This window comes from Streptomyces sp. NPDC101118 (assembly GCF_044759445.1).
Classification (GTDB): domain Bacteria; phylum Actinomycetota; class Actinomycetes; order Streptomycetales; family Streptomycetaceae; genus Streptomyces.
On the sequence record NZ_JBIVZG010000018.1, the window covers coordinates 79,559 to 101,618 of the forward strand.

At 73.3% G+C, this 22,060-nt stretch carries 20 protein-coding genes; 14 read left to right on the forward strand and 6 right to left on the reverse strand.

Annotated elements, in window-relative coordinates; all coding sequences use genetic code 11:
• The first annotated feature begins 6 nt into the window (after positions 1-6).
• From mqnC to ACIQUQ_RS26110, 4 genes are all read left to right on the forward strand, one after another.
• Positions 7-1,212 carry a cyclic dehypoxanthinyl futalosine synthase gene (mqnC, locus tag ACIQUQ_RS26095; RefSeq protein WP_403980288.1) on the forward strand — a complete coding sequence of 402 codons (1,206 nt, stop codon included), beginning with the start codon at positions 7-9 and terminating at the stop codon, positions 1,210-1,212.
• 12 nt (positions 1,213-1,224) lie between these two features.
• Complete coding sequence (locus tag ACIQUQ_RS26100; protein WP_403980291.1) at positions 1,225-1,965, forward strand: imidazolonepropionase-like domain-containing protein; 741 nt, start codon at positions 1,225-1,227, stop codon at positions 1,963-1,965.
• Positions 1,966-3,071: 1,106 nt separating this feature from the next.
• Complete coding sequence (locus ACIQUQ_RS26105) at positions 3,072-3,770, forward strand: demethylmenaquinone methyltransferase (protein ID WP_403980294.1); 699 nt, start codon at positions 3,072-3,074, stop codon at positions 3,768-3,770.
• 16 nt (positions 3,771-3,786) lie between these two features.
• Positions 3,787-4,698, forward strand: a complete 912-nt coding sequence (locus ACIQUQ_RS26110) for a glutaminase (RefSeq protein WP_403980491.1) — start codon at positions 3,787-3,789, stop codon at positions 4,696-4,698.
• A 28-nt stretch (positions 4,699-4,726) separates the two neighbouring features.
• Here ACIQUQ_RS26110 and ACIQUQ_RS26115 read toward each other — a convergent pair whose 3' ends face one another.
• Positions 4,727-5,233 carry a GNAT family N-acetyltransferase gene (locus ACIQUQ_RS26115; protein WP_403980296.1) on the reverse strand — a complete coding sequence of 169 codons (507 nt, stop codon included), beginning with the start codon at positions 5,231-5,233 and terminating at the stop codon, positions 4,727-4,729.
• 99 nt (positions 5,234-5,332) lie between these two features.
• On the opposite strand from ACIQUQ_RS26115, the gene ACIQUQ_RS26120 reads away from it, so the two are divergent.
• On the forward strand, positions 5,333-6,616 hold the full coding sequence (locus tag ACIQUQ_RS26120; RefSeq protein ID WP_403980300.1) for a geranylgeranyl reductase family protein: 1,284 nt from the start codon (positions 5,333-5,335) through the stop codon (positions 6,614-6,616).
• Positions 6,617-6,671: 55 nt separating this feature from the next.
• Here the strand turns inward: ACIQUQ_RS26120 and ACIQUQ_RS26125 are convergent, their stop codons facing one another.
• Genes ACIQUQ_RS26125 through ACIQUQ_RS26140 form a run of 4 tightly spaced genes read right to left on the reverse strand, consistent with a single transcriptional unit; the run spans position 6,672 to position 11,177 of the window.
• Positions 6,672-7,871 (reverse strand): ABC transporter permease, encoded by a 1,200-nt coding sequence (locus ACIQUQ_RS26125; protein ID WP_403980302.1) that lies wholly within the window; start codon positions 7,869-7,871, stop codon positions 6,672-6,674.
• The gene (locus ACIQUQ_RS26130) at positions 7,868-8,560 is read right to left on the reverse strand and encodes an ABC transporter ATP-binding protein (protein ID WP_403980305.1); all 693 of its coding nucleotides are present in this window, start codon (positions 8,558-8,560) and stop codon (positions 7,868-7,870) included. Before ACIQUQ_RS26130 ends, ACIQUQ_RS26125 begins: the two co-directional genes overlap by 4 nt.
• A complete protein-coding gene (locus tag ACIQUQ_RS26135) occupies positions 8,557-10,701 on the reverse strand; it encodes a peptidoglycan-binding protein (protein WP_403980307.1) in 2,145 nt (714 codons plus the stop codon). Before ACIQUQ_RS26135 ends, ACIQUQ_RS26130 begins: the two co-directional genes overlap by 4 nt.
• A complete protein-coding gene (locus tag ACIQUQ_RS26140) occupies positions 10,698-11,177 on the reverse strand; it encodes a hypothetical protein (RefSeq protein WP_403980309.1) in 480 nt (159 codons plus the stop codon). Before ACIQUQ_RS26140 ends, ACIQUQ_RS26135 begins: the two co-directional genes overlap by 4 nt.
• 155 nt (positions 11,178-11,332) lie before the next feature.
• On the opposite strand from ACIQUQ_RS26140, the gene ACIQUQ_RS26145 reads away from it, so the two are divergent.
• Together ACIQUQ_RS26145 and ACIQUQ_RS26150 are read left to right on the forward strand one after the other, a co-directional pair.
• Entirely contained in the window at positions 11,333-11,746 is a 414-nt protein-coding gene (locus tag ACIQUQ_RS26145) for a peptidase inhibitor family I36 protein (RefSeq protein WP_403980311.1), read from the forward strand.
• The gene (locus ACIQUQ_RS26150; protein ID WP_403980313.1) at positions 11,743-12,702 is read left to right on the forward strand and encodes a hypothetical protein; all 960 of its coding nucleotides are present in this window, start codon (positions 11,743-11,745) and stop codon (positions 12,700-12,702) included. Before ACIQUQ_RS26145 ends, ACIQUQ_RS26150 begins: the two co-directional genes overlap by 4 nt.
• Before the next feature lie 139 nt (positions 12,703-12,841).
• Here ACIQUQ_RS26150 and ACIQUQ_RS26155 read toward each other — a convergent pair whose 3' ends face one another.
• Positions 12,842-13,669: a C40 family peptidase gene (locus ACIQUQ_RS26155; RefSeq protein WP_403980316.1), complete on the reverse strand. Its 828-nt coding sequence runs from the start codon at positions 13,667-13,669 to the stop codon at positions 12,842-12,844.
• 707 nt (positions 13,670-14,376) lie between these two features.
• On the opposite strand from ACIQUQ_RS26155, the gene ACIQUQ_RS26160 reads away from it, so the two are divergent.
• From ACIQUQ_RS26160 to ACIQUQ_RS26190, 7 genes are read left to right on the forward strand one after another with little or no spacing between them, the layout of a single operon-like run.
• Positions 14,377-14,736: an NADH-quinone oxidoreductase subunit A gene (locus ACIQUQ_RS26160; protein ID WP_003992243.1), complete on the forward strand. Its 360-nt coding sequence runs from the start codon at positions 14,377-14,379 to the stop codon at positions 14,734-14,736.
• A gap of 11 nt (positions 14,737-14,747) precedes the next feature.
• Positions 14,748-15,302 (forward strand): NADH-quinone oxidoreductase subunit B family protein, encoded by a 555-nt coding sequence (locus tag ACIQUQ_RS26165; protein WP_365105674.1) that lies wholly within the window; start codon positions 14,748-14,750, stop codon positions 15,300-15,302.
• Positions 15,299-16,033 carry an NADH-quinone oxidoreductase subunit C gene (locus ACIQUQ_RS26170; RefSeq protein WP_399945847.1) on the forward strand — a complete coding sequence of 245 codons (735 nt, stop codon included), beginning with the start codon at positions 15,299-15,301 and terminating at the stop codon, positions 16,031-16,033. The genes ACIQUQ_RS26165 and ACIQUQ_RS26170 overlap by 4 nt, the downstream gene beginning before the upstream one ends.
• Positions 16,033-17,358 (forward strand): NADH-quinone oxidoreductase subunit D, encoded by a 1,326-nt coding sequence (locus ACIQUQ_RS26175; RefSeq protein ID WP_403980318.1) that lies wholly within the window; start codon positions 16,033-16,035, stop codon positions 17,356-17,358. Before ACIQUQ_RS26170 ends, ACIQUQ_RS26175 begins: the two co-directional genes overlap by 1 nt.
• Complete coding sequence (gene nuoE / locus ACIQUQ_RS26180; protein WP_403980320.1) at positions 17,355-18,092, forward strand: NADH-quinone oxidoreductase subunit NuoE; 738 nt, start codon at positions 17,355-17,357, stop codon at positions 18,090-18,092. The genes ACIQUQ_RS26175 and nuoE overlap by 4 nt, the downstream gene beginning before the upstream one ends.
• The gene (gene nuoF / locus ACIQUQ_RS26185; protein WP_399945855.1) at positions 18,092-19,468 is read left to right on the forward strand and encodes an NADH-quinone oxidoreductase subunit NuoF; all 1,377 of its coding nucleotides are present in this window, start codon (positions 18,092-18,094) and stop codon (positions 19,466-19,468) included. The genes nuoE and nuoF overlap by 1 nt, the downstream gene beginning before the upstream one ends.
• On the forward strand, positions 19,465-21,972 hold the full coding sequence (locus ACIQUQ_RS26190) for an NADH-quinone oxidoreductase subunit G (protein WP_403980322.1): 2,508 nt from the start codon (positions 19,465-19,467) through the stop codon (positions 21,970-21,972). The genes nuoF and ACIQUQ_RS26190 overlap by 4 nt, the downstream gene beginning before the upstream one ends.
• Positions 21,973-22,060 lie beyond the last annotated feature (88 nt).

Genomic DNA, 22,060 nt, shown 5'->3' on the forward strand with positions numbered 1-22,060 from the left:
GCACCGGTGACCGACCAGGCCGCTCTCCAGTCTGTCCTCGATCGCGCCGCCGAGGGGGGCCGGATCTCCGCCGAGGAGGCGCTGGACCTCTACCGGCACGCCCCGCTGCACGCGCTGGGCCAGGCGGCCGATGCCGTGCGCCGCCGCCGCTACGCCGGTACGGAGCACATCGCGACGTACATCATCGAGCGGAACATCAACTACACCAACGTCTGTGTAACGGCCTGCAAGTTCTGCGCCTTCTACGCGGCCCCCAAGGACACGAAGAAGGGCTGGTCCCGCGACCTCGACGACATCCTGCGCCGCTGCGCGGAGACCGTCGAACTGGGCGGCACGCAGATCATGTTCCAGGGCGGGCACCACCCGGACTACGGCGTGGAGTACTACGAGGAGCACTTCTCCGCGATCAAGAAGGCGTTCCCGCAGCTGGTCATCCACTCCCTCGGCGCGTCCGAGGTCGAGCACATGGCCCGGATCTCCGGGGTCTCCGCCGAGGAGGCCATCAAGCGGATCCACGCCGCGGGCCTGGACTCCTTCGCGGGTGCCGGCGCCGAACTCCTGCCGGAGCGGCCGCGCAAGGCGATCGCGCCGCTGAAGGAGTCCGGCGAGCGCTGGCTGGAGATCATGGAGATCGCCCACGGCCTGGGCGTCGAGTCCACCTCGACCATGCTGATGGGCACGGGCGAGACGAACGCCGAGCGCATCGAGCACATGCGCATGATCCGTGACGTGCAGGACCGGACCGGTGGCTTCCGGGCCTTCATCCCGTACACGTACCAGCCCGAGAACAACCACCTGAAGGGCCGGACGCAGGCCACCGTCTTCGAGTACCTGCGGATGATCGCCATCGCGCGGCTGTACCTGGACAACATCGCGCACATCCAGGGCTCCTGGCTGACCGTCGGCAAGGAGGCCGGGCAGCTGGCGCTGCACTACGGCGCCGACGACCTCGGTTCGATCATGCTGGAGGAGAACGTCGTCTCCTCGGCCGGTGCCAAGCACCGCTCGAACCGCCAGGAGATCATCGACCTGATCCGCAAGGCCGGGCGGGTGCCGGCCCAGCGCGCCACCACGTACGAGCACATCGTGGTCCACACCGACCCGGCGGACGACCCGGTCGACCACCGCGTGGTCTCCCACATCTCGTCCACGGCCATCGAGGGCGGCACGGCCCACCCGGAGCTGAAGCTCCTCGACGCGAACGCGAACTGAGGCGGTCGGGCGGTGCGTACGCTGCACGCGGCACCGCTGGTGCTGCCGGTGGGAGCCGCGCCCGTGCCCGACGGGGCGGTGCTGGCCGAGGGCGACCGTCTGGTGGCCGTCGGGCCGCAGGCCGAGCTGGCCGAGGCGTACCCGACGGCCCGGATACGGGAGTGGCCCGGCGTGATCACGCCGGGTCTGCGGCAGCCGCGGGCCGGGTGGCTGCTGCGGCACTGCTACTTCCCGGACCCGCGGGAGGCCGAGCTGCTGGGTACGGAGCCGCTGCCGCCCGAGGAGACCTCCCGGCTGGCGCCGGACGCGTCCCGGATGGGCGGGAGCGTGCGGCGGGGTCTGCAGCAGATGCTCCGGTACGGGACCACCGCGGTGGCCGTGCCGGCGGGCGACGCGCTGCTGGGGGCGCCGGTGGCGCGGCTGGGGATGCGGGTGGTTGTGGCTGCGGGTGATGCCGCTGCCCTTGCTGTCGCCGATGCGCCGGATGCCGGTGCTGCGCCTGCTGGGCCGGATGTGCCGGACGCGCTGGACGCGTTCGGTGCGGTGCCGGATGCGCCCGGCGCGGTGCCGGACCTCGACCCCCTTTCGGGCCTCGGCTCGCTTGCCTCCGCCGTCGCCGCCCCGCTCGTGGTGGGCGGGCCGGCGGACTTCGCCGTCTTCGACGCCGAGGACGAGGGGGCGCTGCTGGCGCGCGGTGCCGGTACGTGTGTGGCCACGGTGCTGGGCGGCCGCCTGCTGTACCGCGGGCGCTAGCCGGTTCCCTGCGGGGCGGTGCGGGGTCGTCGCCGCCCGTTGTTGCGGGGCCGGTGGCTCCGCCTTCCCTGCGGGGCAACACCCCACCCCGCCCTTCTCCCGTTCACCGGGGCATGCCCCGGACCCCTGGGGGCTCGGCCCCCAAGCGCCGGGAGGGCTGAGGCCCCGGGGCTCCGCCCCGACCCCCGCGCCTCAAACGCCGGCGAGGCTGGATTTCGCTGCGCGTTCCCAGCCCCCGCCGGCGCCCCGGCCCTCGCGCCTCAAACGCTGGCGGGGCTGGATTTGGCTGCGCGTTCCCAGCCCCCGCCGGCGCCCCGGCCCTCGCGCCTCAAACGCTGGCGGGGCTGGATTTGGCTGCGCGTTCCCAGCCCCCGCCGGCGCCCCGGCCCTCGCGCCTCAAACGCCGGCGGGGCGGGATTTCGCTGCGCGTTCCCAGCCCCCGCCGGCGCCCCGGCCCCCGCGCCTCAAACGCCGGCGAGGCTGGATTTCGCTGCGCGAACCCAGCCCCCGCCGGCACATCCCGCGCCGCAGGCACCCTCGGGCGCCGCAGCCGTATCCCAGCGCCGCAGGCATATACAGCCCCTCCGGCGCTTGAGGAGCGGGGGTACGGGGGCGGAGCCCCCGAAAGGGTCTGGGCGAAGCCCTGGGGGCACCTCCCAGCGGTAGCTGGGGGAGGAAGGGTGGAAGGGCGGGTAGGGGACAGCCCCGCAGGGCAACGACCCGCACCCGGCACCGCACCGCACGGGCACGGCACCGCACCGGCACGGCACGGCACGGCATGGCACCGCACCGGCACGGCACGGCACGGCATGGCACCGCACCGGCACGGCACGGCACGGCATGGCACCGCGCCGACACGGCACGGGCACCGCAGCGGCACGCGCACGGCACCGCACCGGCACCGCACCGGCACGGGCATGGCACCGGCACCGGCACCAGCACCGGCAAGGGCACCGGCACGGCACGGCACCGCACCCGCACCGCGCCGGCACGGCCCCGTACCCGGCGTCGGGGCGGGGCGGCCCCGCTACGCGCCGCACGGGGTTCGGCTGCCAGAATGGGCGGCGCAAGCCGACCCGTACCGAACCGAGCGAGGCAGAACGCCAGTGACCCGCGCATCCCTGGACAAGCAGCCGCACGAAGTCGCCTCCATGTTCGACGGCGTGGCGGCGAACTACGACATCACCAACGACGTGCTCTCCCTCGGCCAGGCCCGCCTCTGGCGCAAGGAGGTGGCCAAGGCCGTCGACGCGCGCCCCGCGCAGAAGGTGCTCGACCTGGCCGCCGGCACCGCCACCTCCTCGCTGCCCTTCGCCGCCACCGGCGCGTACGTCGTCCCGTGCGACTTCTCCCTCGGCATGCTCAGCGAGGGCAAGAAGCGCCACCCCCACCTGCCCCTGACCGCGGGCGACGCGACGAAGCTCCCCTTCAAGGACGAGGTCTTCGACACCGTCACGATCTCCTTCGGGCTGCGCAACGTGCAGGACACCGAGGGCGCGCTGCGCGAGCTGTACCGGGTGACCAAGCCCGGCGGCAAGGTCGTCATCTGCGAGTTCTCGCAGCCGACCTGGGCCCCCTTCCGCACCGTCTACACCGAGTACCTGATGCGCGCCCTGCCCCCGGTGGCCCGGGCCGTCTCCAGCAACCCCGACGCGTACGTCTACCTCGCCGAGTCCATCCGCGAGTGGCCGGACCAGCCCGCGCTGGCACAGCTGCTGCAGAAGGCCGGCTGGTCCTCCGTGGCCTGGCGGAACCTGACCGGCGGCATCGTGGCCCTGCACCGCGGCGTCAAGCCCGCCGAGTAGCCCCGGGTACGTGACCGTGGACTACCAGGGCGTGCTGGAGGAGATCGCCCGCGACGTCGCCCCGCTGATCGGCAGCGGCGAGCCCGCCGCGTACATCCCCGCGCTCGCCGGCGTCGACCCGTCGAGCTTCGGCATGGCCATGGCCGACCTCGACGGGAACGTGTACGGGGTGGGGGACTGGCGCACGCCGTTCTCCGCGCAGTCCATCACCAAGGTCTTCACCCTCGCCCTGGTCCTCGCGCACGGCGGCGACAGCGTGTGGGAGCACGTCGGCCGGGAGCCGTCCGGCAACCCCTTCAACTCCCTGGTGCAGCTGGAGTACGAGAACGGCATCCCGCGCAACCCGTTCATCAACGCGGGCGCCCTCGTCGTCACCGACCGGCTGCAGACCTGGACCGGCGACGCGAGCAGCGAACTCCTGGAGTTCCTGCGGCGCGAGAGCGGCAACCCGGAGCTGGCCTTCAACGCGGAGGTCGCCGGGTCGGAGTCCGAGCACGGCGACCGCAACGCGGCCCTGGCCCACTTCATGGCCAGCTACGGCAACATCGCCAACCCCGTGCCGGCCCTGCTCGACCACTACTTCTGGCAGTGCTCCATCGAGACCAGCTGCGCCGACCTGGCCCTCGCCGCCCGCTTCCTGGCCCGCCACGGGCTGCTCGCCGACGGCTCCCGGCTGCTGACCCGCAGCGAGGCCAAGCAGGTCAACGCGGTGATGCTGACCTGTGGCACGTACGACGCGGCGGGCGAGTTCGCGTACCGGGTGGGGCTGCCCGGCAAGAGCGGGGTCGGCGGCGGGATCGTCGCCGTGGTGCCCGGGCAGTGCACGCTGTGCGTGTGGAGCCCGGGCCTGGACGAGCGCGGCAACTCCGTCGCCGGTGTGGCCGCCCTCGACCGCTTCACGACCCTGACCGGACTCTCCGTCTTCTGAGTTCCGGGGGCCTTCGGGGTCCGGGAACTCAGAGCGCCAGCGTGAAGCGGTGGCCCTGGCGGCCCTGGGTGCCCAGTGGGAAGGTCTCCGCCAGCTCCATCCCGAGTCTGCGCGCGACCGCGATCGAGCGGGTGTTGGCCGCGTCCACCATCGCCACCACCTCCGGTACGCCCGCCGCGCGCACCCGGTCGAGGGTCTCCAGCGCCGCCGCGGTGACGTAGCCCCTGCCCCAGTACGGGCGGGCCAGCCGCCAGCCGATCTCTATGCGGCCCACCGGGCCCCAGTCCCGGGGCCAGGGCTGGGCACCGGTGAAGCCGATGACCTCGCCCGCCGCGTCGAGCATGGTCCAGAAACAGAAGCCCAGCTGGGCGTCGTGCATGCGCTGCCGCGCGGTCAGCTCCTCGTACACCGACAGCTCGGCCGGGGCCCCGCCCTGGAACTCCATGACCTCCGGATCGGCGAACACGCGGTGCCAGGCGTACGCGTCCTCCTCGGTCGGCACGCGCAGCTGGACGGCGGGGAGCAGCTTGGTCATGGTCGGCCCTTCTCGGTGTCGATCGCGGTTCGCTGCATAGACTGCCCATGTCCCGTGCCTTCGGCACGCAGAAATTTCGAGCCTCCGGGAGATCACGCAGTGACCGAGCCCCTCTCCGAGCACACCGCTGATGTGATCGTCGTCGGAGCCGGACCCGCCGGCTCGACCACCGCCTACTACCTGGCCAAGGCCGGACTCGACGTCCTGCTGCTGGAGAAGACGGCCTTCCCGCGCGAGAAGGTCTGCGGCGACGGGCTCACCCCGCGCGCCACCAAGCAGCTCGTGGCCATGGGCATCGACATCTCGGAAGAGGCCGGCTGGCTGCGCAACAAGGGCCTGCGCATCATCGGCGGCGGGGTGCGGCTGGAGCTGGACTGGCCCGAGCTGGCCTCGTTCCCCGACTACGGACTCGTCCGCAAGCGCGACGACTTCGACGAGCAGCTGGCCCGGCAGGCGCAGAAGGCCGGCGCGCGGCTGTACGAGCGCTGCAACGTGGGCGAGCCGATCCGGGACGCGCGGACCGGGCACATCACGGGCGTGCACGCCAAGCTCGGCGAGGAGAAGACGGCGGTCACCTTCCACGCCCCGCTGGTCGTGGCCGCGGACGGCAACTCCTCCCGCCTCTCCCTGGCGATGGGCCTGCACCGGCGCGAGGACCGGCCGATGGGCGTGGCCGTGCGCACGTACTTCAACTCGCCCCGGCACGACGACGACTACCTGGAGTCCTGGCTGGAGCTGTGGGACCGGCGCGGCCCGCAGGACCGGCTGCTGCCCGGCTACGGCTGGATCTTCGGCATGGGCGACGGCACGTCCAACGTGGGCCTCGGCATCCTCAACTCCTCCTCCGCCTTCCGCGAGCTGGACTGGCGGGAGGTGCTCAAGGCCTGGTGCGCCTCGATGCCCGAGGACTGGGGCTACACGCCGGAGAACATGACGCACCCGATCCGGGGCGCGGCGCTGCCGATGGCCTTCAACCGGCAGCCGCACTACACCAAGGGCCTGCTGCTGGTGGGCGACGCGGGCGGCCTGGTCAACCCGTTCAACGGCGAGGGCATCGCCTACGCCATGGAGTCCGGCCAGATCGCGGCCGACGTGATCGTGCAGGCGCACGCGCGGGCCACGCCGGCCCAGCGCGAGCTGGCGCTGCACAACTACCCGAAGGTGCTCAAGGAGACCTACGGCGGCTACTACACGCTGGGCCGCGCCTTCGTGAAGCTGATCGGCAACCCGAAGGTCATGAAGATCGCCGCCCAGCGCGGTCTGACCCACCCGATGCTGATGCGCTTCACGCTGAAGATGCTGGCCAACCTGACCGACCCGACGGGCGGCGACGCGGCGGACCGCATCATCAACGGCCTGAGCAAGGTGGCCCCGAAGGCCTGATCCCGGCCCCTGCCCCTCGCGCATCCGCCGCTGATCGTCCCGTCCTCGGGCGCGGTCAGCGGCGGAGTGCTTCCGCGGGGGTGATGCGGGCGGCCCGGGCGGCGGGGTAGAGGCCGGCCAGGAGGCCGGTGGCCAGGCCGGCCAGGGGCGCGGCGGCGACCGTGCCGAGGTGCAGGACCGGCGTCCACTCGCGTACGACGGCGACGGCGACCACCGTGAGGACGCCCAGGGACGTGCCCGCCAGGCCCCCGAGCGCGCCGAGGGCGGCGGACTCGGTGAGGAACTGGGCGGCGACGTGCCGGCCCCGGGCGCCCAGCGCGCGCCGCAGCCCGATCTCCGGGGTGCGTTCCAGGACCGCGACGAGCGTGGTGTTGGCGATGCCGACCGCGCCGATCACCAGGCAGACGCCGGCGAGCAGCAGGAAGAGCGAGCCGAGGTCCGAGGTCACGCTCGACCGCAGCAGCCGGGGGTCCGGCGGCGGCACGGCCCTGAGGTGCTCGGGGTGGTCGGGCCGCAGGGCGGTCGGGGCCAGCCGGGCGACCTGCCGCGCCGCGCCGAGTTCGGTGGCGATGAGCATGCGGGCCGCGCCGGGTGCGGGCGGCCCCCACAGCTCCTCCGCGGTCGAGCGGGGCACCTGCACGGCGAGCAGGGTGTCGGGCTGCCGCCGTACGTCGGCCAGGACGCCGGCCACCACGAACGGCTCGCCGTCGATCCGGATGGCGGGGCGCGTCGAGAGGGTGCCGATGCCGAGCCGGTCCGCGACGCCGGGGCCGATGACGGCCACGCGCTGCCGGGTGCGCTCGGCGAACTCGTCGTACAGGCGGCCCTCGCGCAGCCGCGGGACGGTGGCCCGCAGCGCGCCGGGCGACACGGCCAGCACGGGTGCGTCGCCGGGGGAGGCGTCCGGCCGTACGGGCCACCAGACGCCGGCGTCGCGGATGCCGGCCAGCCGCGCGAGGCGGCGCTCGGCGTCGGCGGGGAAGCCCGGGCCGGCGAACTCGTCCTGGCGGGCGGCGACGTCCTCGACGGTCACCTCGGTGGCGGTGAGGGAGTTGAAGCGGCCGTCGATGCGTGCCGAGAGGGTGGCGGTCAGGCCGAGCACGGCGACGAAGCTGCCGACGCCGAGGACGGTGCCGAGGGCGGTGAGTGCGGCGCGGCCGGGGCGGCGCAGGATGCCGGCGAGGGCCTCGGAGAGGGTGTCGCGGGGCGAGAGGCGGGTGCGGGGCACGGGGCCGGGGCTGGGTTCGGGGCTCACGTGTGGACCTGGCCGTCGCGGATGGTGAGGGTGCGCCCGGCGCGGGCGGCCACCTCCCGGTCGTGGGTGATGACCAGCAGGGTGAGTCCGGTCGCGTGGAGCTCGTCCAGCAGCGCCAGGACGGAGGCGGCGTTCTCCGAGTCCAGGTTGCCGGTGGGCTCGTCGCACAGCAGCAGGGAGGGGCGGCCGGCCAGGGCGCGGGCGATGGCGACGCGCTGGCGCTCGCCGCCGGAGAGGTGCCCGGGGGTGGCGTCGGCGCGGGGCGAGAGGCCGACGCGCGAGAGGGCCTCCGCCGCGCGGGCCAGGCGCTCGGCGCGGGGTACGGAGGTGTAGAGCATGGCGAGGGCGGTGTTCTCCAGGGCGGTGCGGTGGGGGAGCAGGTGGAAGGACTGGAAGACGAAGCCGATGCGGCGGCCGCGCAGGGCCGTGCGGGAGCGGTCGGGGAGGGCGGCGGTGTCGATGCCGTCGAGGAGGTAGCGGCCGCGGGTGGGGGTGTCGAGCAGCCCGGCGACGTTGAGGAACGTGGACTTCCCGGAGCCGGAGGGGCCGACGACGGCCACGAACTCGCCGCGGTCCACGGTGAGGTCGCACTCCTTGAGCGCCTCCACGGGCGGCGGCCCGGGGTAGGTCAGGGCGACGCCGCGGAACTCGATCACGGGCGGCGGGGCGGGGTCGGGGGTGGCGGTCATGAGGGCGGGGCTCCCGCGTCCGTGCCCGTGCCCGCGCCCGTGCCCGTGCCCGTGCCCGTGCCCGTGCCTGCGCCTGCGCCTGCGCCCGGCGCGGCCGTGCCGGTGATGACCTGGGCGCCGGGCTGCAGGGTGGCCGGGGCGACGGGCTCGATCTCCACGTACCCGTCGCCGGTGGTGCCCGTGCGCACCTCGATGCGGTGCCGGGTGCCGGCGCGGTTGACGGTCGTGACCGACGTGAGGCCGTCCGCGCCCGAGGACACGGCGGTGACGGGGACGACCAGCGCCGGGCCGCCGGTGGTGGCGGCCTCGACGGTCAGCCGTACGTCCTGGCCGGTGAGGGCGGCGGGCAGCGGGCGGTCGGGGCGGACCAGCATCCGGTAGCCGAGGTCGACCGCGGGCGCCGGGAGCTGGCCCTCCCCGACGGGGGCCTGGGCGCCCGGGGGCGTGCCGGTGGAGCGGTCGGCGGCGACGAGCGTGACCTTGCCGGGCACCTCGGTGCCGGTCAGCTCGGAGGAGACCAGTACGGGGAGGCCGGGGCGCAGGAGCCGGTGCTTGTCGTCCTTGAGGTAGGCCTCGACGAGGAGTTCGCCGGCGGTGAGGGTGAGCAGGGTGCCGGTGACGGGGGCGCCGACGGTCGCCCCGACGCCGCTGACCCGGGCGGGGAAGGCCCGCAGGAACACCACCTCGGCTGCGGGCAGCATCGGCCCGTCGGCGGCCTCGGCGGCGGCGAGTTCGGCGCGCGCCTCGGCCAGCGCGACCCGCGCCCGCGCCAGTTCCCTCCCGGGCAGGGTGCTGCCCGGGGGCGGGGTGGCCCCCGGCTTGGGTGCCGGTGTGGGCGCGGCGGCGGGCTCGCCCTGCGCCGTGGCCGGCATCTCCTCCCTCCCCGGGGTGCCACGGGGCGGAAGGTGGCCTCCCGGAGCCGAGAGCCCGGGCGAGGGGGTGCCGAATGCCCGGGCCGCCGTCCCCGCGGGCGCCTCGCGCGGGTACGGCTGCCCGGCGGCCCGGTCATCGGCCTCCGGCCGTGCCGGTGCGCGCGTCCCGGTGCCCGGGGTCCCGCTGCCCGGGGTCCCGGTCGCCGCGAGGTCCCGCGCCCCCGTCGGCGCGCCCGCACCCCCGCCGGCCCCCCGCGGTGCCGGTACGGCTCTCCCCGCGGCCGGCACCCCGGCTCCGGCGCCGCCGCCTCCGTCGCCGCCGCCTCCGTCGACGCGGCCCTCACCCGCAGATCCGTCGCCCTCCGGCTGCCCGAGGGAGTCGGGGCGGATGCCCGCGCGCGTCTCGCCGTCAGGTCGTCCGGCGCCGGGGTACGCGGCGCCCTCCGTGCCCCCGACGACCGCCGCCGCGAGTCTCAGCGCCGCGCACGCGAGCGCCTTGCCCGGGTACGGCTCACCGGCGGCGCGGCCACCGGTCTCCGCCACGCCCCGGCCGTGCCGTACGGCGCCGAGGCGGGCCGCGGTGGGAGACGGGGCCCGCACCCCGTCCGTCCCGCCGGGCGGTACCGCGGCACCCCGCTTCGCCGCGACCGCCTCCGCTTCCGCGTCTTCCAGGGCCCAGGCCGCCTCGCGGAGGGCCGTGCGGGCGGAGCGTACGCGGTCGGCCCCGTCGGGGACGGCCGGGAGCGGGGGGTAGCCCAGGTCGCGGTACAGGGCGGCGAGGGCGTCCTTCGTGCCCGGGCCGAAGTGGCCCCGCGGATCGCGTCCGGTGGGGTGGCCCAGCTCGCGCAGGGCGGCCTGGAGCTGGGCCACGTCGTCCCCCGTGGCGCCGGGCCGCAGGTCCCGGTACACCGGCAGCGCTCCCCGCAGCGCGACCACCGGCCGGCCAGAGACCTCGGCCACCACCCGCCCGGCGGTCACCGGCGCCCCGGCGGCGAAGGGCAGGCGGGTGACCACCGGCCGCCCCTCGCCCTGCGGGGCGACGGCCACGCTCTGGCCGGCGACCACGGTGCCGCGCATCACCACCGTCTCGGCCAGCACCCGGCGTTCGACCTCCGCGGTCAGCACCCCCTGGGCGGGCGGCCCGGTCTCCGCGGCGAGCTGGGCCGGGGACTTCACGAAGGCGGTGCTCAGCAGCCCGCCGGCCGTCATCAGGGCGGCCCCGGCGGCGACCCCGTAGACCACGCGCCGCCCCCGTGCGAGCGCGCTCATCCCCGCCCGAGCCCCTTCACGCAGAGCTGCATCTTCTCCGCGTGCTCCGTCTTCAGGCTGCGCAGCTGGTCGCGCGTGAGTCCGCGGTCGTCGAACTCCCCGGTGACCGGGTCGGGATCGGGGTACCAGGCGACGCCCTCGCGGCGCATGCACGCCGTCTCTTCGCGGGCCTCGGCCATCCGTGCGGACGAGGCCGGCGACGGCTTCGGACCGGGCGGGAGTTTGTCCTTGCAGGCCTCCTGGGCCGCGAGGACCTTCTCCATCGGCTGGGTTTTGTCCACGCGCGGAGCACCGTAATCCGTGTGCCAGATCTTCACGCCCTGCTCTTTCAGACAGTCGTGGTATGCGATCTCCTCGGCCGACGGCGGCGGGCTGTCGCTCTCGTCCGGCTCCTTTTCGCCGGTGCACGCGGCGAGCGAAAGGGACATAAGCAGAAAGGGGGCGACAATACGCAGCCGCATGGGGGTGCTTCGCATGAACGTGCACCCTATGAGCGGCTCCGGAGCCAACACAGATGACTATCGGCCAACCCGGAAGGTGTCCTTGTGCCCCGCCGTCCCGCCGCCCTTTAATCCCGGGTCGGCAGTGCTCTGCTGCCGCCCCAAAAACCCCCAACGGTGAGGAATGCGCGATGAACCGGACACTTCGCAGACTCGCTTCCGCTTCCGTCACGGCCGTGGCCCTGGGCGCCGCGGTGCTGTCCACCGCCGCGCCCGCGTCGGCGTACGCGAAGGACGGCTACCTGGAGGTGGAGGAGTTCGGCCTGTACTACAGCACGGGAGGCACCGGCTGCGTATTCGACCTCTCCGGCTCGGACAACAATTTCACCGACAACAAATTCCGCGGGCCTTCCGGCTGCTACGGATACGGCACGACCGCCAACGACAATACGGAGTCCTACCGGAACCGCGACGTCGTGACCTGGCAGGTGTGGACGGACGTGTACTACGACGGGAGCCTCGGCTACATCCCGAAGGGATACGGCGGCGACGCGTCCCTCACTTTCAAGAACAAGATCAGCTCCTCGAACTTCTCCTTCTCGTGAGCAGGTTCTTCGCCGCCGCCCTCGTCGCCCTCGCGGCCGTCGCGCTGACCGGCTGCTCCCATTCCGGCGACCGTGGGGAAAGGGCCGTCCCGGAGCCGGAACTCGGCACCGTGGCCGTCAATCCCGCCACGGCCTCCATCGCCCTCCCCCTGGACGCGTACCAGGACAGCGCGGAGGAGAACCGCCGGATGGACGCGGTCCAGGACCGGCTCATCGCACGCTGCATGGCCCGGTTCGGGTTCACGTACCAGCCGCCCGTCGCCACGCGCGCGCCCACCGCGGGCGGGGCGGCGGACCGGCACCAGTACCTCTTCGGGCTGGCCGACCCCCGGTACGCGGCGATCCACGGGTACGACAAGGACGCGGGCCGCCCCGAGCCGCCCAAGCCGCGTGCGCCCCGGCTCGGCGACAGCGCCCACACGGTGATGTACGGCGAACGGCCGGGCGGGCGGGGGCAGACGGGACCGGACCCGCGGACCCAGGAGGAGGCGGAGCGGGCCGACAGCGGTCTCGCGGTCGGCGGACAGCGCGTGCCGCCGGGCGGCTGCCAGCGGGAGAGCTACCGCAGGCTCTACGCCCCCGCCAAGGAGAGCGTCGACCTGCTGTACGCGTTCGGGCTGACCTCGGAGGCACACACCCGCGCCCAGCAGGACTCGCGGGTGCGGGCGGTGCTGGCGAAGTGGTCGGCCTGCATGGGCCGGGCGGGCTATCCGGGCATCGGGAGCCCGTACGAGGTCACGCAGAAGCTGGGGCTCGCCGCGGACCGGGGCGGTCCCCGGGCGGTGCGCGCCGCGGTGGCGGACGTGGCCTGCAAGCGCGAGGTGAACCTGGTGGGCGTCTGGGCCGCGGCCGAGGCGGCGTACCAGCGGCGGCTGGTCGAGGAGCACGCCGAGACGCTCGCGCTCTACAAGCGCCAGCGGGAGGAGCGCTTCAGGCTGGCGGCCACGCTGTCCTGACGAGCCGCGGCCGGACGCGGGGCCGCGGCCGGACGCGGGGCGGCGGCCGCGCACCGGGCCGCCGCGACAGGACGAAGGGCCGGTACTCCACCCCCGAGCGGGGGAGTACCGGCCCTTCGCCGTGCCGTGGACGCGTGCGTCAGAGGACGCGCACCGCGCCGGACGGGCGGTCCCAGTCGAGCGACCGCTCGACGACGCCCGTGCTGGGGTTCTGCGCGCCGACGAACTTGCCGCCGCCGACGTAGATGGCCACGTGGTACGCGCTGCCCGCGCCGCCCCAGTAGACGATGTCGCCGGCCTGGAGGTTGCTCAGCGAGACCTGGGTGCCGTACGTGGACTGCGACTGCGAGGTGCGCGGCAGGGTGATGCCGGCCTGCCGGTACGCGGCCTGGACCAGGCCGGAGCAGTCGTACGCGGAGGAGCCGGTGGCGCCCATGACGTAGGCCTTGCCGACCTGGGCCAGGGCGAAGTTCACGATCGCGGCGGCCGAACCGGTCGCGGTGGAGCGCTTGGCGGTGCCGGCGGACTTCGCCGCGCCGCCCTCGTCCGAGGAACCGGACAGGGTGGTGCGCGTGGCGGTGCGGGAGGCGCGCTCGGCGGCGGCGCGGCGCTCGGCCTCCTGCTCGGCCTCGGCCTCCGCGCGCGCCTCGGCCTTGGCCTTCTTGGCGGTGGCGGCGGCGCTCTTCTCGGCGGCCAGCTCCTGGGCGTTGAGCTCGCTGTCGAGGGCGGCCGCGCGGGTGGCGTCGGCCGACTTGGTGACCGCGGAGGAGACGTCGGCGGCCAGGTCCAGGTTGAGGACCGGCATCTCCAGGGTCTCGGTCACGGGCTCGGCCTGGGACGCCGCGCTCGCGGATCCGGCCATCGCCAGGGTGCTGAGGACGCCACCGGCAACTCCGGCGCGGACCGCGAGCTTCGAGGCGCTGCGGCGGGGCTTCCGGTGGCTGGGTATGTGAGCGGTGATGGACATGAAGACAACCGCTATCAGCCGTTCGCGGTTCCCTTCAAGAAACGTGGTCTCCGCCACAGTTGAGAGCGAAACGCGCGAATCGGGCGCGCCGCGCGGCTTATTGACGCCGTAACGGACGAATCGGACGCCCCCTCGCAAGCCTGTGATCATGGGTTTTCAGTAATACGCCCGAATTGCCCCGACGCCTACCATCACCCCGGACGGATGGCCAAGCCCCCTTTCGCTGCCGCGAATCGGGCGTGGCGCAGGTCACAGGGACGTCACGCCCCGGGCTCGTGAACGGATGCACGTGTCCACTCGCGTACGCGGGCCTTCCCCCGACCGGGGGAAGCGGATTCCTATATCACCCGGGCCCCTGGCTCGCCAATTTGCTTGCAGTGGCCATCATTTGATAGTGCGACCCACTTCCTACCTGCGGTAACGACCTCGGATGTCACCTTTGGTGATCACTTCGGTGCTTCACGTATGAAGATCACCGCTCATCCGACTTCATGATCGTTCGTCAGGTGGTGGAGATCACAAACTCGGTCTCGTACCCCGTGTCGCAGATCACAGAGGAGCAGGCATAGGATGCGGGGCAGTCCGGCTTGTGAACTGCCTCACATGTACACGATCTTCGCGAGGCGGGACTCGCCCAGCACCGCTGGGAGGGCTCTCCGGCCGGCGTGCGGTCCAACGGTCAAGGACGACTGGAAGGAGCGAGGAGCGTGAATGCCTACGCGCCCATCCTCGTGCTCGGCGCCCTCGGGGCAGGGTTTGCGATCTTCTCCGTGGTCATGGCCACGCTAATCGGCCCCAAGCGGTACAACCGGGCGAAGCTGGAAGCGTACGAGTGCGGCATCGAGCCCACCCCCACGCCGGCGGGCGGCGGCCGCTTCCCCATCAAGTACTACCTGACGGCGATGCTCTTCATCGTCTTCGACATCGAGATCGTCTTCCTCTACCCCTGGGCGGTCACCTTCGACGCCCTGGGGATCTTCGGGCTCGTGGAGATGCTGCTCTTCGTGCTCACCGTCTTCGTCGCCTACGCCTACGTGTGGCGGCGCGGCGGCCTGGAATGGGACTGAGGGGCACACACATGGGACTCGAAGAGAAGCTGCCGAGCGGCTTCCTGCTGACCACCGTCGAGCAGGCCGCCGGCTGGGTGCGCAAGGCCTCCGTCTTCCCGGCGACCTTCGGCCTGGCCTGCTGCGCCATCGAGATGATGACCACGGGTGCGGGCCGCTACGACCTCGCCCGCTTCGGCATGGAGGTCTTCCGCGGCTCCCCGCGCCAGGCCGACCTGATGATCGTGGCCGGCCGGGTGAGCCAGAAGATGGCGCCGGTGCTGCGCCAGGTCTACGACCAGATGCCGGCCCCGAAGTGGGTCATCTCCATGGGCGTCTGCGCCTCGTCCGGCGGCATGTTCAACAACTACGCGATCGTCCAGGGCGTCGACCACATCGTCCCGGTCGACATCTACCTGCCCGGCTGTCCGCCCCGGCCCGAGATGCTGATGGACGCCATCCTCAAGCTCCACCAGAAGATCCAGACTTCCAAGCTCGGTGTGAACCGCGAGGAAGCGGCCCGCGAGGCGGAGGAGGCGGCCCTCAAGGCGCTCCCCACCATCGAGATGAAGGGGCTGCTCCGGTGAGCGAGACCCGCGAACCCAATCCCGACAAGGACATCTCCGCGCAGAACCTGCCCGGTCAGCGCGGCGACCACGGCGAGGAGATCCGCGTCCAGCACGGGATGTTCGGCGCCCGCAACGGCGGCGACACCACCGGCTACGGCGGGCTCGTGCGGTCCGTACGGCTGCCCGGCCCGGCCACCCGCCCTTACGGCGGCTGGTTCGACGAGGTGGCCGACGAACTCGAGGGCGCCCTGGAGGAGCAGGACCTGCTCCCGGACAACGCCATCGAGAAGACCGTCGTGGACCGCGGCGAGCTGACCTTCCACATCGCGCGCGAGCACCTCGTCCAGGTCGCCCGCACCCTGCGGGACGACCCCGCGCTGCGCTTCGAGCTGTGTACGGGCGTCTCCGGCGTCCACTACCCGCACGACAAGGGACGCGAGCTGCACGCCGTCTACCACCTGCGCTCGCTCACCCACGGCCGGCTGCTCCGGCTGGAGGTCTCGGCCCCCGACGCCGACCCGCACGTCCCCTCGCTCGTCGCGGTCTACCCGACCAACGACTGGCACGAGCGCGAGGCCTACGACTTCTTCGGGCTCGTCTTCGACGGCCACCCGGCCCTCACCCGGATCATGATGCCGGACGACTGGCAGGGCTTCCCGCAGCGCAAGGACTACCCCCTCGGCGGCATCGCCGTCGAGTACAAGGGCGCCCAGATCCCGGCTCCGGACCAGCGGAGGTCGTACAGCTGATGTCTACCGCCAACCACTCTGCGTCCCGCGAGACCACCGAGGGCACCGTCTACACGGTCACCGGCGGGGACTGGGACGAGATCGTCCAGTCCGCGGCCAGGGCCGACGACGAGCGCATCGTCGTCAACATGGGACCGCAGCACCCCTCCACCCACGGCGTGCTCCGCCTGATCCTGGAGATCGAGGGCGAGACCGTCACCGAGGCCCGCTGCGGAATCGGTTACCTGCACACCGGCATCGAGAAGAACCTCGAGTTCCGGAACTGGACGCAGGGCACCACGTTCGTGACGCGCATGGACTACCTGACGCCGTTCTTCAACGAGACGGCGTACTGCCTCGGCGTCGAGAAGCTCCTCGGCATCACCGACCAGGTCCCGGACCGCGCCTCCGTCATCCGCGTCCTGCTGATGGAGCTCAACCGGATCTCCTCCCACCTGGTGTGCATCGCCACCGGCGGCATGGAGCTCGGCGCCACGACGATCATGATCTACGGCTTCCGGGACCGCGAGCTGATCCTCGACATCTTCGAGCTGATCACCGGCCTGCGCATGAACCACGCGTTCGTCCGCCCCGGCGGCCTCGCCCAGGACCTGCCCCCGGGCGCCGTCGACCAGCTCCGCGACTTCGTGAAGACCTTCAAGAAGAACCTGCCGGAGTACGACAAGCTCGCCACCGGCAACCCCATCTTCAAGGCCCGCATGCAGGACGTCGGCTACCTCGACCTGGCCGGCTGCATGGCGCTCGGCGCCACCGGTCCGATCCTGCGCTCCGCCGGCCTGCCGCACGACCTGCGCAAGACCGACCCCTACTGCGGCTACGAGAACTACGAGTTCGACGTGCCGACCACCGAGACCTGCGACTCCTACGGGCGGTTCCTGGTCCGGCTGGAGGAGATGCGCCAGTCGCTGCGCATCGTCGAGCAGTGCCTCGACCGCCTGGAGCCCGGCCCGGTCATGGTCGCCGACAAGAAGATCGCCTGGCCCGCGCAGCTCGCCATGGGCCCCGACGGCCTCGGCAACTCGCTCGACCACATCAAGAACATCATGGGCACCTCCATGGAGGCCCTCATCCACCACTTCAAGCTGGTGACCGAGGGCTTCCGGGTCCCGCCCGGCCAGGCCTACGCCGCCGTCGAGTCCCCCAAGGGCGAGCTCGGCGTGCACGTGGTCTCCGACGGCGGCACCCGCCCCTACCGGGTCCACTTCCGCGACCCGTCCTTCACCAACCTGCAGGCCATGGCAGCGATGTGCGAGGGCGGCCAGGTCGCCGACGTCATCGTCGCCGTCGCCTCCATCGACCCCGTGATGGGAGGCGTCGACCGATGACAGACGTTTCGCTCGGCATGCCGCAGCTCCCGGCACCCGACTACCCCGCCGAGGTCCGCGCCCGGCTGGAAGCGGACGCCCGGGAGGTCATCGCCCGCTACCCCGGCAGCCGCTCCGCGCTGCTGCCGCTGCTGCACCTGGTGCAGTCGGAGGAGGGCCACGTCACGCGCACCGGCATCCGGTTCTGCGCCGAGGTGCTGGGCCTGACCACCGCCGAGGTCACCGCGGTCGCCACCTTCTACACGATGTACCGGCGCAAGCCCTCGGGCGAGTACCAGGTCGGCGTCTGCACGAACACCCTGTGCGCGGTCATGGGGGGCGACGCGATCTTCGACGAGCTCAAGAGCCACCTCGGCGTCGGCAACAACGAGACCACCGAGGACGGCAAGGTCACGCTGGAGCACATCGAGTGCAACGCGGCCTGCGACTTCGCGCCCGTCGTGATGGTCAACTGGGAGTTCTTCGACAACCAGACCCCCGAGTCCGCCAAGGCCCTGGTCGACGACCTGCGCGCCGGGCGCCCCGTCGAGCCGACCCGGGGCGCGCCGCTCTGCACGTACAAGGAGACCGCCCGGATCCTGGCCGGCTTCCCCGACGAGCGCGAGGGCGCGGTCGAGGCGACCGGCGGTGCCGGCCCCGCCTCCCTGGTCGGTCTGCGGATCGCCCGCGGCGAGACCCCGCACACGCCGATCGTCCACCCGCGCGGCGAGACCACGACCGAGGGAGGGGAGTGATGACCGTGTCCACCCAGGGAAGCCAGGGCGACACCTCCCAGCCGGAGGCCGGGGGCGGGACCAGCCCGGACAAGCTGCTCGCCCCGGTGCTCTCCGCCTTCTGGGACGACCCCCGCTCCTGGACGCTGGAGACCTACCGGCGGCACGACGGGTACGAGGGGCTGCGCAAGGCCCTCGCGATGTCGCCCGACGACCTGATCGCGTACGTCAAGGACTCCGGTCTGCGCGGCCGCGGCGGCGCCGGCTTCCCCACCGGCATGAAGTGGCAGTTCATCCCGCAGGGCGACGGCAAGCCGCACTACCTGGTGGTGAACGCGGACGAGTCCGAGCCGGGCACCTGCAAGGACATCCCGCTGCTCTTCGCCAACCCGCACTCGCTCATCGAGGGCATCGTGATCGCCTGCTACGCGATCCGCTCCGAGCACGCCTTCATCTACCTGCGCGGCGAGGTCGTCCCCGTCCTGCGCCGGCTGCACGAGGCGGTGCGCGAGGCCTACGAGGCCGGCTACCTGGGCGAGAACGTCCTCGGCAGCGGCCTGAACCTCGAACTCACGGTGCACGCGGGCGCCGGTGCGTACATCTGCGGCGAGGAGACCGCGCTGCTCGACTCGCTCGAAGGGCGTCGTGGCCAGCCCAGGCTGCGTCCTCCCTTCCCCGCGGTCGAGGGCCTCTACGCCTGCCCCACCGTGGTGAACAACGTCGAGTCCATCGCCTCGGTTCCCGCGATCCTGAACCGCGGCAAGGACTGGTTCAAGTCGATGGGCACCGAGAAGTCCCCCGGCTTCACGCTGTACTCGCTCAGCGGGCACGTGGCCAACCCGGGCCAGTTCGAGGCGCCCCTCGGCATCACCCTGCGCCAGCTGCTCGACATGAGCGGCGGCATGCGGCCCGGCCACCGGCTGAAGTTCTGGACGCCCGGCGGCTCCTCCACCCCGATGTTCACGGACGAGCACCTCGACGTCCCGCTCGACTACGAGGGCGTGGGCGCAGCCGGCTCGATGCTCGGCACCAAGGCGCTCCAGTGCTTCGACGAGACCACCTGCGTGGTGCGGGCCGTCACCCGGTGGACCGAGTTCTACGCCCACGAGTCCTGCGGCAAGTGCACGCCCTGCCGCGAAGGCACGTACTGGCTGGTGCAGTTGCTCCGCGACATCGAGGCCGGCAAGGGCGTGATGTCCGACCTCGACAAGCTGAACGACATCGCCGACAACATCAACGGCAAGTCCTTCTGCGCGCTGGGCGACGGCGCCGCCAGCCCCATCTTCTCCTCGCTCAAGTACTTCCGCGCGGAGTACGAGCAGCACATCACGGGCAAGGGCTGCCCCTTCGACCCGGCGAAGTCGACCCTCTGGGCCGACACGGAGGTGACCGCATGACCGTGACCAGCAACGCCCCGGCCGGCGGCGGACCGGCGGTGCCCCCCGAGGACCTGGTGTCGCTGACCATCGACGGCGTCCGGCTGTCGGTCCCCAAGGGCACCCTCGTGATCCGCGCCGCCGAGCAGATCGGCGTCGAGATCCCGCGGTTCTGCGACCACCCGCTGCTCGACCCGGCCGGCGCCTGCCGCCAGTGCATCGTCGAGGTGGAGGGCCAGCGCAAGCCGATGGCCTCCTGCACCATCACCTGCACCGACGGCATGGTGGTCAAGACCCAGCTCACCTCGCCCGTCGCCGACAAGGCGCAGCGCGGCGTGATGGAGCTGCTGCTGATCAACCACCCGCTGGACTGCCCGGTCTGCGACAAGGGCGGCGAGTGCCCCCTGCAGAACCAGGCGATGTCCCACGGCAACGCCGAGTCGCGCTTCGAGGGCCGGAAGCGGACCTACGAGAAGCCGGTGCCGATCTCCACGCAGGTGCTGCTCGACCGCGAGCGGTGCGTGCTGTGCGCGCGGTGCACCCGGTTCTCGAACCAGGTCGCCGGCGACCCGATGATCGAGCTGGTCGAGCGCGGCGCGCTCCAGCAGGTCGGCACGGGCGAGGGCGACCCGTTCGAGTCGTACTTCTCCGGCAACACCATCCAGATCTGCCCGGTGGGCGCGCTGACCTCGGCCGCGTACCGGTTCCGCTCCCGCCCCTTCGACCTGGTCTCCTCGCCGAGCGTGTGCGAGCACTGCGCCGGCGGCTGCGCCACCCGCACCGACCACCGGCGCGGCAAGGTCCTGCGCCGGCTGGCCGCCGAGGACCCGGAGGTCAACGAGGAGTGGGTGTGCGACAAGGGGCGGTTCGGCTTCCGGTACGCGCAGCGTCCGGACCGGCTGACCACGCCCCTGGTGCGCGACGGGGCGGGCGTGCTGCGCGAGGCGAGCTGGCCCGAGGCGCTGGAGGCCGCCGCGCGCGGGCTGGCGGCCGCGCGGGGCCGGGCCGGTGTGCTCACCGGCGGGCGGCTGACGGTCGAGGACTCCTACGCGTACGCCAAGTTCGCGCGGGTCGTGCTCGACACCAACGACATCGACTTCCGGGCGCGCGTGCACTCGGCGGAGGAGGCGGACTTCCTGGCCGCCACCGTCGCGGGCCGCGGCCGGGACCTGTCCGGCACGGGGGTCACGTACACCGCGCTGGAGCAGGCCCCGGCGGTGCTGCTGGTGGGCATCGAGTCCGAGGAGGAGGCGCCGGGCGTCTTCCTGCGGCTGCGCAAGGCCTGGCGCAAGCGCAAGCAGCGGACCTTCGCGCTGGCGCCGTTCGCGACCCGCGGCCTGGCCAAGGCGGGCGGCACGCTGCTGCCGGCCGCGCCGGGCACCGAGCCGGAGTGGCTGGCCGCGCTGGCCTCCCGTACCGGCCTGGAGGAGGACGGCGGCGCGGCGGCCGAGGCGCTGCGCGCGGCGGGCTCGGTGATCGTGGTCGGCGAGCGGCTCGCGGCCGTGCCGGGCGGGCTGACCGCCGCGGTACGGGCGGCCGCCGCGACCGGCGCCGAGCTGGTGTGGATCCCGCGCCGGGCCGGCGAGCGGGGCGCGGTCGAGGCCGGTGCCCTGCCGTCGCTGCTGCCGGGCGCGCGGCCGGCCACCGACCCGCGGGCGCGCGACGAGGTCGCGGCGGTCTGGGGCCTGGAGGAGCTGCCGCACCGGTACGGCCGGGACACCGGCCAGATCCTGGAGGCGGCGGCCACCGGTGAGCTGGGCGCGCTGCTGGTCGCGGGCGTCGAGGTGGCGGACCTGCCGGACCCGGCGCGGGCCCGGGAGGCGCTGGCCGAGGCGTTCGTGGTCTCGCTGGAGCTGCGGCCGAGCGAGGTGACCGAGCGGGCCGACGTGGTCTTCCCGGTGGCAGCGGTGGCCGAGAAGGCGGGCGCCTTCCTCAACTGGGAGGGCAGGCTGCGGCCGTTCGAGGCCGCGCTGAAGCCGGACCAGATGACCCGCCGGCTGGCCCCGGGCGACGCCCGGGTGCTGCACATGCTGGCCGACGAGGCCGGGTACGGGCTCGGGCTGGCCGACGTCACCGCGGCCCGCCGGGAGCTGACCCGGCTCGGCACCTGGTCCGGCGAGCGGGCGGCCGAGCAGTCCACGGATCCCAGGCCGCTGCCGCGTCCGGCGGCCGGCGAGGCGGTCCTGGCGGGCCACCGGCTGCTGCTGGACCTCGGCCGGCTCCAGGAGGGCGACGAGGCGCTGGCCGGCACCCGGCACGCGGCGAACGCCCGCCTCTCGGCGGCCACGGCGGCCGAGACCGGGGTGAAGGACGGCGACCTGCTGTCCGTCACCGGCCCGGCCGGGACCGTCGAACTGCCCCTGCTGGTCACCGAGATGCCGGACCGCGTGGTCTGGCTCCCGCTGAACTCGGCCGGCCGCGGAGTCCTCTCGGACACCGGTGCCGCGCCGGGCGACCTGGTCCGCATCGGCCCGTCGCTCCCGGCGGCCGAGGTCAGCGACACGACGCCGGAGGTCCGAGCGTGAACGCTTCCGCTCCGTCGTCCGCAGGGGCCCGCAGCACCTCCGCCCCCTCGGCCGGCACGGCCCCCGCCGTCCCCCTCGGAGCCCGGGG

Excerpts from the sequence above, each read along its gene's own strand:
- ACIQUQ_RS26115 (WP_403980296.1), bottom strand. The coding sequence starts at position 5,233 with ATGACCAAGCTGCTCCCCGCCGTCCAGCTGCGCGTGCCGACCGAGGAG.
- ACIQUQ_RS26130 (WP_403980305.1), bottom strand. The coding sequence starts at position 8,560 with ATGACCGCCACCCCCGACCCCGCCCCGCCGCCCGTGATCGAGTTCCGC.
- ACIQUQ_RS26135 (WP_403980307.1), bottom strand. The coding sequence starts at position 10,701 with ATGAGCGCGCTCGCACGGGGGCGGCGCGTGGTCTACGGGGTCGCCGCC.
- ACIQUQ_RS26140 (WP_403980309.1), bottom strand. The coding sequence starts at position 11,177 with ATGCGAAGCACCCCCATGCGGCTGCGTATTGTCGCCCCCTTTCTGCTT.
- ACIQUQ_RS26145 (WP_403980311.1), top strand. The coding sequence starts at position 11,333 with ATGAACCGGACACTTCGCAGACTCGCTTCCGCTTCCGTCACGGCCGTG.
- ACIQUQ_RS26155 (WP_403980316.1), bottom strand. The coding sequence starts at position 13,669 with ATGTCCATCACCGCTCACATACCCAGCCACCGGAAGCCCCGCCGCAGC.
- ACIQUQ_RS26165 (WP_365105674.1), top strand. The coding sequence starts at position 14,748 with ATGGGACTCGAAGAGAAGCTGCCGAGCGGCTTCCTGCTGACCACCGTC.
- ACIQUQ_RS26175 (WP_403980318.1), top strand. The coding sequence starts at position 16,033 with ATGTCTACCGCCAACCACTCTGCGTCCCGCGAGACCACCGAGGGCACC.
- nuoE (WP_403980320.1), top strand. The coding sequence starts at position 17,355 with ATGACAGACGTTTCGCTCGGCATGCCGCAGCTCCCGGCACCCGACTAC.
- nuoF (WP_399945855.1), top strand. The coding sequence starts at position 18,092 with ATGACCGTGTCCACCCAGGGAAGCCAGGGCGACACCTCCCAGCCGGAG.
- ACIQUQ_RS26190 (WP_403980322.1), top strand. The coding sequence starts at position 19,465 with ATGACCGTGACCAGCAACGCCCCGGCCGGCGGCGGACCGGCGGTGCCC.